The sequence below is a fragment of the Thermosynechococcus sp. HY213 genome (assembly GCF_031460975.1).
GTDB lineage: Bacteria > Cyanobacteriota > Cyanobacteriia > Thermosynechococcales > Thermosynechococcaceae > Thermosynechococcus.
Map to the genome: position 1 here is coordinate 324,820 of NZ_JAVKVB010000016.1, position 13,810 is coordinate 338,629.

18 protein-coding genes are annotated in these 13,810 nt (G+C 53.3%); 12 read left to right on the forward strand and 6 right to left on the reverse strand.

Annotated features, from left to right (window positions below):
• Positions 1 to 327 carry a 2Fe-2S iron-sulfur cluster-binding protein gene (locus tag RHK62_RS11180; RefSeq protein ID WP_149818908.1) on the reverse strand — a complete coding sequence of 109 codons (327 nt, stop codon included), beginning with the start codon at positions 325 to 327 and terminating at the stop codon, positions 1 to 3.
• 42 nt (positions 328 to 369) lie between these two features.
• Positions 370 to 804 carry a thioesterase family protein gene (locus RHK62_RS11185; RefSeq protein ID WP_302678168.1) on the reverse strand — a complete coding sequence of 145 codons (435 nt, stop codon included), beginning with the start codon at positions 802 to 804 and terminating at the stop codon, positions 370 to 372.
• A 121-nt stretch (positions 805 to 925) separates the two neighbouring features.
• Here RHK62_RS11185 and RHK62_RS11190 point away from each other — a divergent pair, with 121 nt between their 5' ends.
• A complete protein-coding gene (locus RHK62_RS11190; protein ID WP_310453729.1) occupies positions 926 to 1,969 on the forward strand; it encodes a WD40 repeat domain-containing protein in 1,044 nt (347 codons plus the stop codon).
• An 80-nt stretch (positions 1,970 to 2,049) separates the two neighbouring features.
• On the opposite strand, the gene sufB is transcribed toward RHK62_RS11190, so the two are convergent.
• A complete protein-coding gene (gene sufB / locus RHK62_RS11195; RefSeq protein ID WP_310453730.1) occupies positions 2,050 to 3,486 on the reverse strand; it encodes a Fe-S cluster assembly protein SufB in 1,437 nt (478 codons plus the stop codon).
• A 121-nt stretch (positions 3,487 to 3,607) separates the two neighbouring features.
• Here sufB and sufR point away from each other — a divergent pair, with 121 nt between their 5' ends.
• The 5 genes from sufR (at position 3,608) to aroQ (ending at position 6,282) form a co-directional block, all read left to right on the forward strand.
• Positions 3,608 to 4,267, forward strand: coding sequence for an iron-sulfur cluster biosynthesis transcriptional regulator SufR (sufR, locus tag RHK62_RS11200; protein ID WP_149818916.1), 660 nt, complete (start codon positions 3,608 to 3,610; stop codon positions 4,265 to 4,267).
• Position 4,268: 1 nt separating this feature from the next.
• On the forward strand, positions 4,269 to 5,147 hold the full coding sequence (locus RHK62_RS11205) for an alpha/beta hydrolase (protein WP_310453731.1): 879 nt from the start codon (positions 4,269 to 4,271) through the stop codon (positions 5,145 to 5,147).
• A 50-nt stretch (positions 5,148 to 5,197) separates the two neighbouring features.
• Positions 5,198 to 5,530 (forward strand): photosystem II reaction center protein Psb28, encoded by a 333-nt coding sequence (psb28, locus tag RHK62_RS11210; RefSeq protein WP_149818920.1) that lies wholly within the window; start codon positions 5,198 to 5,200, stop codon positions 5,528 to 5,530.
• Between the two features lie 126 nt (positions 5,531 to 5,656).
• The gene (locus RHK62_RS11215) at positions 5,657 to 5,785 is read left to right on the forward strand and encodes a hypothetical protein (RefSeq protein ID WP_255451719.1); all 129 of its coding nucleotides are present in this window, start codon (positions 5,657 to 5,659) and stop codon (positions 5,783 to 5,785) included.
• Between the two features lie 50 nt (positions 5,786 to 5,835).
• Entirely contained in the window at positions 5,836 to 6,282 is a 447-nt protein-coding gene (gene aroQ / locus RHK62_RS11220) for a type II 3-dehydroquinate dehydratase (RefSeq protein ID WP_190278250.1), read from the forward strand.
• Here the strand turns inward: aroQ and RHK62_RS11225 are convergent.
• On the reverse strand, positions 6,279 to 6,818 hold the full coding sequence (locus RHK62_RS11225) for a YqeG family HAD IIIA-type phosphatase (protein WP_206199971.1): 540 nt from the start codon (positions 6,816 to 6,818) through the stop codon (positions 6,279 to 6,281). The two genes, aroQ and RHK62_RS11225, sit on opposite strands and share 4 nt — an antisense overlap.
• 143 nt (positions 6,819 to 6,961) lie before the next feature.
• On the opposite strand from RHK62_RS11225, the gene RHK62_RS11230 reads away from it, so the two are divergent.
• The 4 genes from RHK62_RS11230 to RHK62_RS11245 all read left to right on the forward strand — a co-directional run bounded on the left by RHK62_RS11230 (position 6,962) and on the right by RHK62_RS11245 (position 10,220).
• Entirely contained in the window at positions 6,962 to 7,459 is a 498-nt protein-coding gene (locus RHK62_RS11230; RefSeq protein ID WP_206199972.1) for an HNH endonuclease, read from the forward strand.
• 172 nt (positions 7,460 to 7,631) lie between these two features.
• Positions 7,632 to 8,342, forward strand: a complete 711-nt coding sequence (locus RHK62_RS11235) for a Crp/Fnr family transcriptional regulator (RefSeq protein WP_206199973.1) — start codon at positions 7,632 to 7,634, stop codon at positions 8,340 to 8,342.
• A gap of 68 nt (positions 8,343 to 8,410) precedes the next feature.
• A complete protein-coding gene (locus tag RHK62_RS11240; RefSeq protein ID WP_206199974.1) occupies positions 8,411 to 8,995 on the forward strand; it encodes a hypothetical protein in 585 nt (194 codons plus the stop codon).
• 112 nt (positions 8,996 to 9,107) lie between these two features.
• The gene (locus RHK62_RS11245) at positions 9,108 to 10,220 is read left to right on the forward strand and encodes a sigma-70 family RNA polymerase sigma factor (protein ID WP_310453732.1); all 1,113 of its coding nucleotides are present in this window, start codon (positions 9,108 to 9,110) and stop codon (positions 10,218 to 10,220) included.
• Here RHK62_RS11245 and ispE read toward each other — a convergent pair.
• Positions 10,217 to 11,152 carry a 4-(cytidine 5'-diphospho)-2-C-methyl-D-erythritol kinase gene (gene ispE / locus RHK62_RS11250; RefSeq protein ID WP_206199976.1) on the reverse strand — a complete coding sequence of 312 codons (936 nt, stop codon included), beginning with the start codon at positions 11,150 to 11,152 and terminating at the stop codon, positions 10,217 to 10,219. The genes RHK62_RS11245 and ispE overlap by 4 nt on opposite strands.
• 82 nt (positions 11,153 to 11,234) lie before the next feature.
• Between ispE and RHK62_RS11255 the strand changes: the two genes are divergently transcribed.
• Positions 11,235 to 12,089 (forward strand): metal ABC transporter permease, encoded by an 855-nt coding sequence (locus RHK62_RS11255; RefSeq protein ID WP_310453733.1) that lies wholly within the window; start codon positions 11,235 to 11,237, stop codon positions 12,087 to 12,089.
• On the opposite strand, the gene tsaD is transcribed toward RHK62_RS11255, so the two are convergent.
• Positions 12,034 to 13,095: a tRNA (adenosine(37)-N6)-threonylcarbamoyltransferase complex transferase subunit TsaD gene (tsaD, locus tag RHK62_RS11260; protein ID WP_302678173.1), complete on the reverse strand. Its 1,062-nt coding sequence runs from the start codon at positions 13,093 to 13,095 to the stop codon at positions 12,034 to 12,036. The two genes, RHK62_RS11255 and tsaD, sit on opposite strands and share 56 nt — an antisense overlap.
• Before the next feature lie 215 nt (positions 13,096 to 13,310).
• Here tsaD and RHK62_RS11265 point away from each other — a divergent pair, with 215 nt between their 5' ends.
• Entirely contained in the window at positions 13,311 to 13,748 is a 438-nt protein-coding gene (locus tag RHK62_RS11265; protein ID WP_149818936.1) for an Rrf2 family transcriptional regulator, read from the forward strand.
• The last annotated feature ends 62 nt before the right edge of the window (positions 13,749 to 13,810 follow it).

The following is a 13,810-nucleotide window of genomic DNA, read 5'->3' on the forward strand; positions in this document are numbered from 1 at the left end:
CTACGCTTTCTGGAATTGACCAAATTGGAAGTTATAGACCTCTTCCTCTTTTTCAGAGATGAGTTTGAGATCTGAACAGGGGCGAGCCACACAGAGGAGCACATAACCTTTTTCCCGCAGTTCGGGACTCAGCCCCATGGCATCGCCGTGATCAACGGTACCCTCTTGAATTTGGGCGGCACAGGTAGTGCACACTCCCGCATTACAGGAACTGGGGAGATCAATGCCAGCAGCGGTGGCCGATCGCAGGATGGGTTTATCGGCACTGGCTTCAAACGTGTAGGTTTGTCCTTGGTGCAGGATCTCAACACGAAAGGTTTGGGTCATTCTTGCAGTGAGCTATGACGCAACATCTTTCCTATTATCCCCCTAATCCTCGCGATCGCTGGTTTCCTCTAGTGCGGACTTTAGCCAGCGGCTCAAAGGTTCAGGGATGGCGACCCGTTGGCGTTCTTGCAGGCAAATGTGTTGTGTCTGGGCAATGGCCACGCGATCGCCCCCCGCATTGTAGAGCGTATAGGTGAGTTGAAAACGGCTGTGATCCAGTCTTTGGGGGTCAATGGTCACCCGCAGGCGATCGCCACAGTAGAGGGGCTGAAGACAACGCACCTGCGCCTCCGTAATCGGCACAATCAGGCCATTGTTGCTAAAAAATTGCCGCAGATCCACCCCCAACTGGGCAAGGACATCCTCATAGGCCTCATGGCAAAACCGCAGCAGATTAGCAAAGTAAACTACCCCAGCGGCATCCGTGTCAGCAAAATGAACCGTGCGCTCATAGTCGCGAAGGGGTGTTGTATTCATTGATGACCATCCCATAGGGTTGCCCAACACAAGTCGTACAAGTCGTACGCAAAAACGCACCACAGCCTTTATTGTTAATGTAGAGTACAGCCCTTTCGCAAGCTATTGGGGTACGGGACGGATGAGGAACAAAGGCAGTTCTGATCTGCGACTTCTTTTGAGCACGCTTGTCATCAGCGGCTTGGTCGCAGCACTGGCCTATTGGCAACTCAGTCAACGCTGGACGCCCTCCCCCGATCAGAATGGTGGCTCCCCTACAGAAACCACCTCCAAGTGGCAAAAAATTGCCCTCGCTACGACGCTGCGCGGCCATCAAGATGAAGTGAACGCGATCGCCCTTAGTCCCGACGGTAATTTACTCGTCAGTGGTGGCGACGATCGCAAGCTGTATTTTTGGAATTTGGCTACGGGAACTGCCCTCGGACAAGCCACCGGTCACACCGATTGGATCTACGCCCTTGTGATCACGCCCGATGGTCAAACCGTAATTAGCGGCAGCAAAGACAAAACCATCAAACTCTGGGGTGTGAGCGATCGCCAGCTCCAAGCCACCCTCACTGGCCACCAAGATTTTGTAAATGGCTTAGCCCTCAGTCCCGATGGCCGCACCCTTGCCAGTGCCAGCTATGATCACACCGTCAAACTGTGGGATCTCCCTAGCCGTCAGGAAATCACTACCCTAAAAGGCAATGAGGGCATCATGCTCAGCGTTGCCATTAGTCGCGATGGGCGTTTTTTAGCCACTGGCGGAGTGGATAAGCTGATCCGCATTTGGGATTTGCCCTCGCGCCGCCTCCTGCGCACCCTCGAAGGACACACTAGCGATGTCAACAGCCTCGCCTTCACTCCCGACAACAGCCAACTAGTGAGCGGCAGCGACAAAGACGGGATCAAAGTCTGGAACTTGGCCACAGGAGAACTTCAGCATCAGTTTGGCACCGAAGGTGGGCAAGTCTTTAGTGTGGCGGTGAGTCCCGATGGCAGCACCATTGCCAGTGGTCACGGCGATCAAACCGTCAAACTTTGGTCCCTCTCTGGTCAGCCATTACGTAACCTCAAGGGACACTCGGGCGCGGTGTACAGTGTCGTCTTTGGTCAGGATCAACTGATCTCCGCCAGTGAAGACAGCACCATCAAAGTGTGGCGCCTGTTTCCAGGGACATGATCGGCCACGTCTGTTGCAAAAAAAAATGGCTAAGATTCCCAAGCATCCTAGCCACCGAGAACAACGGCTTAAAGATTCACCTAGCCAACACTGCCTTCTAGCTTCAGGCTCAGCAGGCGATCGGCCTCGACCGCGAATTCCATCGGCAACTGGTTAAAGACATCGCGACAGAAGCCACTAATCATCATTGAGACCGCATCTTCGGTAGAAATGCCCCGCTGGGCAAAGTAGAAAAGTTGATCCTCACCAATTTTTGAGGTTGAGGCCTCATGCTCCACCTGTGCCGTGGGGTTTTGTACCTGAATATAGGGGAAGGTATTGGCGGCTGCCGTATCACCAATGAGCATCGAATCGCATTGGGAATAGTTGCGTGCTCCCGTGGCCTTCGGCCCAATTTTCACCAAGCCGCGATAGCTATTTTGGGAGTGCCCTGCTGAGATCCCCTTGGAGACAATCGTGCTGCGGGTATTCTTACCAATGTGGATCATCTTGGTGCCCGTGTCCGCCTGCTGGTATTGATTGGTGAGGGCAACGGAGTAGAATTCACCCACGGAATTATCCCCCACCAAGACACAACTGGGGTACTTCCAAGTAATGGCTGAACCTGTTTCCACCTGTGTCCAAGAAATTTTGGAGTTGCGGCCAAGGCAGAGTCCACGCTTGGTCACAAAGTTATAGATGCCCCCCTTGCCGTTTTCATCGCCAGCGTACCAGTTTTGCACCGTGGAGTATTTGATTTCGGCATTGTCAAGGGCCACCAGTTCTACGACTGCTGCGTGGAGTTGATTGGTATCGAACATGGGAGCAGTACAGCCTTCAAGGTAGCTCACATAGCTGCCCTCATCAGCAATAATCAGCGTGCGCTCAAACTGCCCCGACTCCCCATTGTTAATGCGGAAATAGGTGGATAGCTCCATCGGACAGCGGGTGTTCTTGGGAATATAGACAAAAGAGCCATCGGAAAAGACGGCGGAGTTCAAAGCAGCATAGAAGTTATCGCCAATGGGGACAACGCTGCCCAAGTATTTCTGCACCAACTCGGGATATTCGTGGAGCGCTTCAGAAATGGAGCAGAAAATGATCCCCTGCTTGGCCAACTCCTCACGGAATGTGGTAGCCACTGACACGCTATCGAAAATGGCATCTACGGCCACATTGCTCAGCCGCTTTTGCTCTGAAAGGGGAATCCCCAGTTTCTCAAAGGTTTCCAGCAGGACGGGATCCACTTCATCCAAGCTCTTCAGCTTTTCCTTTTGTTTTGGAGCCGAGTAATAGACAATGTCTTGGTAGTTGATGGGGGGATAGCTCACCCGTGGCCATGTGGGTTCGCTCATCTTCAGCCATTGGCGATAGGCTCGCAGGCGAAACTCCAGCATGAACTCTGGCTCGTTCTTTTTGGCAGAGATGAGGCGGATAATGTCCTCGTTGAGACCTCGGGGAATGGTTTCCGTCTCAATTTGGGTGACAAAGCCGTATTTATAGGGCTGATTGACGAGGGATTGTACCGTTGCCGACATCGAGTGTTCTCTTGGGTGAAGGAATGGCCAAAATTTAGAGTATATTAAGCAACAAGATGGTTGCTTTATCTCTAGGACTAATTTAGCAACAAAACGGTTGTTTTAGTCAAGGGGGCGTTGCGTGACGCTCACATCAGATACTAAACAGGACATCTTACACTGCCTTCTCCGCGACGGTCACCTCAGTGCCCAGGAGTTGGCGGCACAACTGGCGATTAGTCCGCAAGCGGTGCGGCGGCACCTCAAGGATCTAGAGGCGGAGCAACTAGTGACCTATGAAGTCCTGTCGGGTACGGTGGGGCGTCCCCAATACCGTTACACGATTAGCGAGGCGGGACGAGAGGAACTACGGCAACTGCAACTGCGGCAACAGTCGAGTCAGACAAAGGGCTTTGCCGTTGAACTCTTGGAATCCGTAGCAGCAACCCTAGGCCCCGAGCAGATGCAGGACGTATTGCAGGCAGCTTGGCAGCGCAAGGCATTGGCCTATCGCGAGCAAATGGGAAGCGGTACGTTGGCGGAACGCTTGGCACGACTGGTGGCCCTGCGGCGACAGGAAGGGTATATGGCAGAGTTTTACCCCGTAAGTGAGCCTCAAGGTGCCTATCTCTTTACGGAATACAATTGTGCAATTTCCGCCGTTGCCCAGTCTTTTCCCACCGTCTGTAATCATGAGTTAGAGATGTTTGCGATCGCCCTTGGGGATTGTGCTGTGGAGCGCACCCATTGGCTTGTGGATGGTGAACATCGCTGTGGTTACCTGATTCGTCCTCTGAAGTAGCATGGCCTTTTGTCCGCCCACGTTTGTCCAGCAGAGCTTTAGCACCAGCAGTGGCCGTATGGTCTATTACACCCCCAGCGATCGCTACTGGGGTCAGGTGCAATCTCGCCCTCCCCTGGTCTTTCTCCACAGTTTGGGGGGTGGGTCTAGCCACTACGAGTGGTCGCAGGTGTATCCTGCCTTTGCGGCTCGCTACCGCGTTATTGCCCCGGATCTCATTGGTTGGGGCGAGTCGGATCACCCTGCCCGCGACTACAGCACTAGTGATTACTGGCTAATGATTGCTGAACTGTTGCGGATGCTGGGTTCCCCTGTGCCGGTGGTTGCCTCCTCCCTAACGGCGGGCATTGTGGTGCGCTTGGCGATTCAGCAACCCCATCTTTTTGAGCGTTTGTGTCTGGTCTGCCCCAGTGGATTCAATGACTTTGGTGAAGATCAAGGACAGGCGATCGCCAATGCCCTGCTGAGGGTGCCGATTCTTGATCGCCTCATTTACACCGTTGCTGCTGCTAACCCCTTGGCAGTGCGCAACTTCCTGAGCCAGTTTATTTTTTCCGACCCCCAGCGGCTTAAAGAAGAAACCGTAGAAGCGTACCTCCACTCTGCCTGTCGTCCCAATGCTGAATGGGCAGCTCTGGCCACCCTGAAGGGAAATCTCTCCTTTGATCTCAGCCAGTATTTACCCCAGTTAACGATCTCCACCGTGATCCTCTGGGGAGAAAAGGCCAAGCTCACGCCCCTTTCTCTAGGTGAGCGACTCTATGCCACCGCCCGCGATCGCCTGCAACAGTTTCACGTGATCCCCAAAGCAGGGGTCTTACCCCATCTGGAGCAACCCGAATGGGTGATCTACAGCCTGCGGCGCGATTTCTTGCTTTAAGTTGTTCCCGATACAGGTATCCTAGAAGTATTGCTTGAAGTATTGGTGCAATGGCAGAAATTCAATTTATCCGTGGCGTTGATGAAGAAGTGGTTCCCGATGTGCGTTTGACGCGGGCACGGGATGGCAGCAGTGGTCAAGCCATGTTTTACTTTGATAACCCGAAAATCGTCCAAGAGGGCAATTTGGAGATCACGGGGATGTACATGGTGGACGAAGAAGGCGAAATTGTTACCCGTGATGTCAATGCCAAGTTCATTAACGGCCAGCCCGTTGCCATTGAGGCCACCTACACGATGCGCAGCCCCCAAGAGTGGGATCGCTTTATTCGCTTTATGGATCGCTACGCTGCCAGCCATGGCCTTGGCTTCCAGAAGTCCTAACCAGTCTTAAATTGATCGGGTGCCGATTCAAAAAGATTGTGCTAGCTTAAAGTTACGATGCCTTTTTTGTCTTTATTCAGGACACAGGGCATCTGCAAGTTCTATAGCGATACAGTAGGGACATCAATGGATTATCTAGAGAGCCTGCTTGACACCCTCAAATCGTGGTTAAAAAAACTGTTGGAACTTCTAGGTGGCGCCGATCCCACCCCTGAGCTGGAGCCAATTCCGATTCCCGTGCGCGATCGCCGATAGAGCGACAGCATTCAACACCATTGAGTCAGTTTTGAACGGTTAGGTTAAGCTTGGCCTTTCATATTTTGGTGCTTCATGGTCCCAATCTAAACCTGTTAGGGCAACGGGAGCCGGGGATTTATGGGGTTGTGACACTAGCGAGCATCAACCAATCTTTGGCAGCCTTGGCGCAGGAGTTAGGGGTAACCATTGAGTGCCTCCAATCCAATCATGAAGGGGTCTTGGTAGATGCGATTCAAGAGGCAATGGGGCGTGCCCAAGGCATTTTGATTAACCCCGCAGCCTATACCCACACCAGCGTAGCTCTACGAGATGCGATTGCTGCGGTTGCCCTGCCCACTGTGGAAGTTCACCTGAGTAACATTCATCAACGGGAAACTTTTCGCCATCATTCCTACATTGCGCCGGTGGCGATCGGTCAAATTGCTGGCTTTGGTGCTGATAGTTATTTGTTGGGGTTACGGGCACTGGTCAATTATTTACAAGCAAAAGGCTAATTCTCAGCGGGGGGGGCGATCGCCAGCGGTGTTCCCAACTGTCGTGCCAGCCAAAATTCCAGATTGCGTACCCAAGATTTACCATCAAGACGCTTGACAAGAACGGGTTGCACCAAGATCGTGAACATCCCCAAGCGATTGCCCACGAGAATATCCGTAAACAGGCGATCGCCCACCATGGCCACCTGATCATAGGGCAAATTCATGGCTTGCACGGCCTGACGAATCTTACGCCGCGAGGGCTTGCCTGCCCCCATCAAAAAGGGTAACTCCACCTGCTGGGCAATACGTTCAATGCGGCGATGGTTCAAGTTATTGCTCACTAGCCAGATCGGCATCTGATGCTTGATCTCCAGTAGCCACGCCAGAATTTTCGGCGGCAGATCTTCATCCCACGTGGGGAGGAGCGTATCATCCACATCCAGCACCATGCCCCGCAGATGATATTTTTCCAACAGACTGGGGTGCAACTGTTCAATGGTGCTTTCAAGAATTAAATCCGGTTGCAGCAGTGCTGCTAGAGACCCAGTGGCCATTGAAAACGCAAATAACAAAGAAGAAGCTTCTGCCAGACTATCACGATCCTAGGGGAGAGTGGGAACTGCAAAAATCTTTCCTAGCGTTACTCCAATCACAAAGGATATGCTACCATCTGAGAGAATGCCGCGTGTCAACGGATATGGCGAAGGTTCTGGTACTCAATGCCTCCTATGAACCACTCAATATTACGAGTTGGCAACGGGCAGTTGTCCTTTTAATCAAGGGCAAGGCGGAGCAAGTCGAGCACAACGGCAAGATGGTTTACAACAATTTTCCCTTGCCGACCGTCATTCGCCTGCGGCATTATGTCGTCACTCCCTACAAAGAAATTCCCCTTACTCGCCGCAATATCCTGCATCGAGATGGCCATTCTTGCCAGTACTGTGGCTATACCGGGGATGAGCTCACCCTTGATCACGTCATCCCCAAATCGCGAGGGGGAGGGGACACTTGGGAAAATATTGTGACCGCTTGTGTGCGCTGTAATGTCAAGAAGGGGAATCGCACCCCAAAAGAGGCCAATATGCCCCTACGGCAAACACCGCGGCGCCCCATTAGTAGCCTATACTTTGAGGTTACAAAGCACGTGCGCACGGGTACTCACCAAGAATGGCGTAAGTATGTTATTGGTGCCTAGTTTTTTCCACTCCATTGAATCCTGAGGGGAAAAGTGGCGGCCTCTCTCTGCAAAGGCCTTACCGAGACCTTTGGCAAGAATCAGTGGCTAGCAAGGGAGAAGTGAGGCGATCGCGTATTCTAGTATCGTAGGGAAGAAGCTTTACCTTTGAACAACTCCACTTAAGGTCGTTATGTCAAGTATTGAGGCCGAAAACTTTAGTCAACTCTTTCCACTGTTTGCAGCCAGTTCCGAGGCGGCACTTTCTTCAATGCTGTCAGTGGCTTGGCATAACACCTACCCGGCGGGGCGTGCCATTCTAATTGAAGATGCGTGGGGCAATGCGGTTTACTTTATCCTCTCAGGCTGGGTGAAGGTGCGGCGACTGCTCGCTGATGGGGATTTCATGACCCTAGCGATCCTTGGGCCGGGGGATTTTTTTGGTGAAATGGCCATTCTTGACCAATCACCCCGCTCAACAGATGTGGTGGCGCTGTGTCCAGCGGAAGTTTTGTCTGTGCCGGCGCAAAAATTTGTCCATGTCCTGCGCCATGAGCCGGATCTGCACTATCGGATGCTGCAATTGATGGCACAGCGGCTACGCTTGACCAATACGCGCATTGAACTGTTGCACAAACCTCCTGCCGTCAAACTAGCCCATGTCTTGGTGAATTTGGCACGGCGCTATGGTCAGCATCCAGGGGGCAATGCCAACACAGCCGTGATTTTCAATGTGCCCATCAAGGATTTAGCGGATGTGGCCAACATTAGCCCTGATGAAGCCCATCAACTGCTGGATAAACTGGTGGCGAAAAACTGGATCAAGATTGATGCGGCCAAGCAACAACTCCAAATTCTCAATTTGCCGCAACTAGAGCAATTGGCACAGCAAGCGGTGAATTAAAGTTCTGTTGGCTTGTTGAGGCGCAGTGACCTCGCCTAGGATAGCAATAGTTGCAAGCTCTTTCTGCTATGGCGATCGCCCCCAACCTCTACGAACACACCTTGGTTCGCTACACGGATCCGCTGCATGCGACAGAACTCCTGCGGCAATATCGCCCGTACCTAGAAATGATTCCCAGTATGCGGCGACCTCAAGAGAGTTTAATTCCAATTCCGCTGCCGATCGCCCATATTCAGGTTCCTGCCGCCACAACCTCGAACCAACGTCCCCAAGTGAAGTCGGTGATGGTGCCCTGTGATTTGGTCTTTGTCCTGTGCGATCCCGAGTGGAAAGTCAAAACCGACATTGAACTGCTGGTCTTTATCCATCGGCCAGGGGAAAGCTTTACGGAACTGCTGACCCGCTGGCGCCAATCCCAAGTGCTCCTCAGTCGCAGTTATAGCTGGGATATGCCCCTGCAACATCGCGATATATTTAGCGAGGGCGCCAATCGTCAATTTCCCCTCTTTGTCCTCTTTCAAGAAACCCTTGCCGTGATCAAGCGCGGTCTCAAGGCTGCCCGATTGCCCTGCGTGATTGATACCACGATTCTCAAGGAACAGCCGTCTTCAGCCACAAAGCTTATGACGGGTGCCTCAGAAAGCACAGAATAGGTTGATCAATATCACAACTTAAGCACCAGCTCCATCACTGCCCTCCCCCTCGCCAAGGGCAGAGAATACCACTATCGAGCTGAATTCTCGATGTTGTGAGTTGAGTTGTCCTATGGTGGCTACCCCCATTCAACCCGTGTCCGATCGTCCATTGACAACGGATTTGGTGCGGCAGTATTTGCAGGAAATTGGCCGTGTGCCCTTGCTCACCCCTAGCCAAGAACTGCGCCTTGCCCAACAGGTTCAGCAGTACCAAGCTCTGCTCGCAGTGCGAGATCAGTCCGATGACCCCCAGATCAAGCGCTATGTGGCGGCTGTGAGGGAGCGCGATCGCCAGCAGCGGCAGTTGGGGCGTCCCCTTACCCGTACCCAATGGGCTGCGCGACTTAAGATGAGTGTGGCTGAATTGCAAACCTGTGTGCAGGCGGGTCGTCAAGCTTGGGCAAAGGCAGCGAATATGACCCTAAGTGAACTTCAGCACATTGAGCGGCAAGGACAGCGGGCAAAAACCCAATTGCTGCAAGCCAACCTGCGCTTGGTGGTGAATATTGCCAAAAAATATCAACATCGCGGCGTGGAATTTTTAGATCTGATCCAAGAGGGGAGTTTGGGTCTAGAACGTGCCGTTGAAAAATTCGATCCGACCAAGGGATTTCGCTTTAGCACCTATGCCTACTGGTGGATTCGCCAAAGTGTCACCCGTGCCGTTGCTAGCCAAAGCCGCACAATCCGCTTGCCCATTCACATGGTGGAAAAACTCAATAAAATTAAGCGTGCCCAACGGCGTCTTGCGGCTCAACAAGGCGCGATGCCCAGTCTAGCGGACATTGCCCAAGAACTGAATCTGGAGGTGTCACAGGTGCGGGAAGTGCTCATGGCTGTTCCCAAATCCGTGGCCTTGGAACAGCGGGTTGGCTCCGACCAAGAAACGGAATTGCAGGAGCTAATTGAATCCACTGCCCCCACCCCCAATGAAGTGATCATGCGTGAGTCCCTGCGTACTACTTTGAAGCAACTCCTCAGTGATCTATCGCCCCGTGAGCGGCAAGTGATGGAACTGCGCTATGGCCTCGGCGAGCAGCCCGCCCTTGAGATGGCGGAAATTGCGGCACTGCTGGGACTGAGTCGGGAGCGGATTCGCCAAATTGAGCACCGTGCCCTGCAAAAGTTGCGGCAGCCCCAACGGCGCCGAGAAATTCAAGACTATCTTGAGGAGTTTGCCTAGGGCGTCTCCAACTGAATGCCGTGGGGACAGCACTCACAGATCCATAGATCAAGGTCGGGGTCTGGTAGGGCGCGCCGTACCCGTTGCATGATGCTGTAACCTTCATCGGCAGAGGGCGCTAGGGCAAACACTGTTGGCCCAGATCCTGACATCATGCTGGCGATCGCCCCAGCGGCGAGGAATTGCTCCTTTAACTCTGCCACCAACGGATAGCGGGGCAACACTACCTTCTCTAAATCATTACGGAGGCTGGCGGCCAATTTGGCGATGTCACGCTGCTGAATGGCCTGTAACAGGGTTGCGGATCCCCCCTCTTGGCGGGCTTTTTCCTGCTCGTTGGGGGTTTGGGCATAGGTGGCGGCGAATTCTTGCCGATAGGTTTGATAGGCCCAAGGGGTGGCCACACTGAGGGAGCGATACTTCCCTAGGATCACAGTTAATCCCTGTAAATCCGCTAGGGGTGTCAACTGTTCACCGCGCCCTAGGGCTAAGGCGGTTCCCCCTTGCAGACAGAAGGGCACATCAGCCCCCAATTGCGCTGCAAAGGTTTGCAATTCCGCTTGCGTCAGACCCAACTGCCACAGGAGATCTAAGCCCACGAGTACCGCTGCTCCATTGGTGGAACCCCCGGCCAAGCCTGCCCCCATAGGAATTCGTTTTTCAATGAAAATTTCAACGCCATCGCGATCGGGAAAATGCTGCTGGAGTAAGGCCGCTGCTTTGTAGGCGAGATTTCGTTGATCGCAGGGGACAGCCGGGTTGGTGCAATGGACTTTAATTTGGCGATCGCGCCGCGGGATGAGTTCAATGCGATCCATGAGGGAAACCGCCTGCATGACCATTACCAGCTCGTGGTAGCCACTGCCATCTAAACAATTGCCAACAATTTGTAAAAAGAGATTAATTTTGGCAGGTGCCAGCAAACGATACACGCAGCCCCATCCTCACAACCACCTCGTTCAATAGCATATTATTCTTCTATTCCTCTTTGGCAGGCGCTAAACAGAAGTCCCCATGATTTTGGAACGAATGATTGAGCTGTTGCAGTTGCCCTTTATGCAGCGGGCACTGTGGGCAGGGATCTTTACGGGAGGGATGGCGGGTGCCCTCGGTAGCTTTACAATCCTGCGGCAACTTTCTTTTTTTAGTGATGCCTTGGGGCACTCAGCCCTACTGGGAATTAGCCTAGGAATTATTCTAGGATTGAATCCCTCCGTGATGTTGCTGCCCTTTGCCGTGGTGTTTGCCCTCGGGGTGACCTATCTGCTGGAGCATACGCGACTGTGGACGGATGCCCTCTTGAATATCATCTATTCGGCCTCGTTGGCGGTGGCGGTGATTTTGCTGAGTATCAGCGATCGCTATCAGGGGGGGCTAAATAATTTACTCTTTGGCGATATTTTGGCGGTGCGCCCAGCCGATCTCGTCATGAGTGGCATGCTCTGCGCCCTTGTCGGCACTTTCATCCTGCTCACGTTACGGGTGCAATTGTTAATCACAGTGAATGAGGCCTTGGCGGTGGCGCGGGGGGCGGCGGTGGGGATTCAGCGGCTGCTGTTTATCACCCTATTGGCCTTGGTGGTTGCCGTCTCGATTAAGACAGTGGGGGTATTGCTCATTAGTGCTTTTGTGGTGATTCCCGCCTGTGGCGCTCGCCTGTGGAGTCGGCAATTTTCGCAGTACGTGGTTTTGGCGGCCCTAGTAGGGGTAGGCAGTGCCATTGTTGGTATGCTCTTGTCAGCAGGGATGAATTGGCCATCGGGGCCGAGTATTGTGGTCTGTCAACTGGTGTTCTTTTTAGGCTCGATCGCGATTAACTCACTGCGAGGGGCGTGGCTGCATAGAGGGCAGAAATCTCCAGCAAGCTGAGGCGTGAACGGGCTGTCAGCTCCAAGGGGGAGCGATCGCCCCGCTGGAAATGATCCACTGCCGCACAGCCAATCATCGCTGCATTATCGGTACATAGCCGCAGAGGCGGAAAAATCAACTGTAGCCCCAAGGGTTCAGCAGCCGCAGTCAGGTGTTGTCGCAGTCCAGAATTTGCCGCTACGCCTCCCCCAATGGCGAGGGTTTTGAATCCATGATCCACTGCTGCCGCGATCGCCCGCTTGGTCAAGGCCTGTGCCACCGCCTTCTGAAAACTGGCCGCAAGGTCAGCCACCGGCAATTCATCATGGGTTTGACGCAGCTCCTCCACGAGTCGTGCCACTGCGGTTTTCAGCCCACTAAAACTGGAATCGTAGGGATGCACCTTGCCATCGGGGAGGCGGATATTTCCCTCTGGTAGATCAAAGGCCTCTGGATTGCCCTGCTGCGCCAAGCGATCGAGCACTGGCCCCCCTGGATAGCCCAAGCCCAGTAGGCGTGCTACCTTATCGTAGGCTTCCCCCGCCGCATCATCCCGCGTTTGGCCAAAGAGTTGGTACTCGCCACAGCCATAAACGCCAATGAGACTGGTATGCCCGCCAGACACTAAGAGGCAGAGAAACGGTGGTTCAAGGGTCGGTTCCGCTAAGTAGGAGGCATAGAGGTGGCCTTCAAGGTGGTGAATTCCCAAGAACGGTTTTTGCTGCACAAGGGCAAGGGTTTTTGCCGCCGTAACCCCAATGAGCAGCGACCCCACCAATCCGGGAGCACAGGTGACAGCAATGGCATCAATGGCAGACCAATCACAACCGGCCTCACTCATCGCTGCTGTGATCACGCCGTTAATGTTTTCCAAGTGGGCACGGGAGGCGACTTCCGGTACGACACCGCCAAAGGGTTGATGGGCACGTACTTGGGAGGCAATCACATGACTTTCAATGGCGCGATCGCACACTACGGCTGCTGCCGTTTCATCACAACTGGTTTCAATGGCCAGAATTCTTACCATCGGGCAGACGTGGGCATGAAGCTAGAGCCTCTTTTCAGTCTAGCCGGTTTTTCGAGTGAAGTTGCTGAAGGGCGTTTGCGCAATGCCGTGAATTCTCGAGGTTGCAACCAGCGCTACGGTGAAGATTCTTAAGAATCTCCTAAATCCCGATCAAGAAGTAGGATATACTATGGGTTGGGCAATCTGCTCAATGTCGTGCGTGTGCCAAACGTCTTGTGGAACTGTCTGCCAAAAGTGAGTACGCCCTCTTGGCGCTCTTGGAAATGTCAGCGGCCTATGAACAGGCGGAGCCGCTACAAATTCGCCAAATTGCTGCCCTGCACAACATTCCCGATCGCTATCTGGAGCAACTGATGGCGACCCTACGCCGCAAGGGGCTGATTCGCAGTCAGCGGGGCGCCCGGGGTGGCTACTTGCTGGCAAAAGCACCTTGGCAAATCTCAATTTTGGACGTGCTCAACTGTATCGAGGGGATTGAGTCCAAGCTCGCCCAAAAGCCGCCTGAAAAGGGCGATCTGGAGCGTAGTCTGATCCGTTCAGTGTGGCTAGAGGCCTGCGCAGCAGCCAATGATGTTTTGAAAAAGCATACCCTTCAGGATTTGTGCGATCGGCGGCAGGCTTACCAGCAAGTGGATGTCATGTACTACATCTAGGCTGGGGTTGACATTCATCTAATTTTTCTAAGGTTTTTGTCTTGAATTGGAGATTGATATCC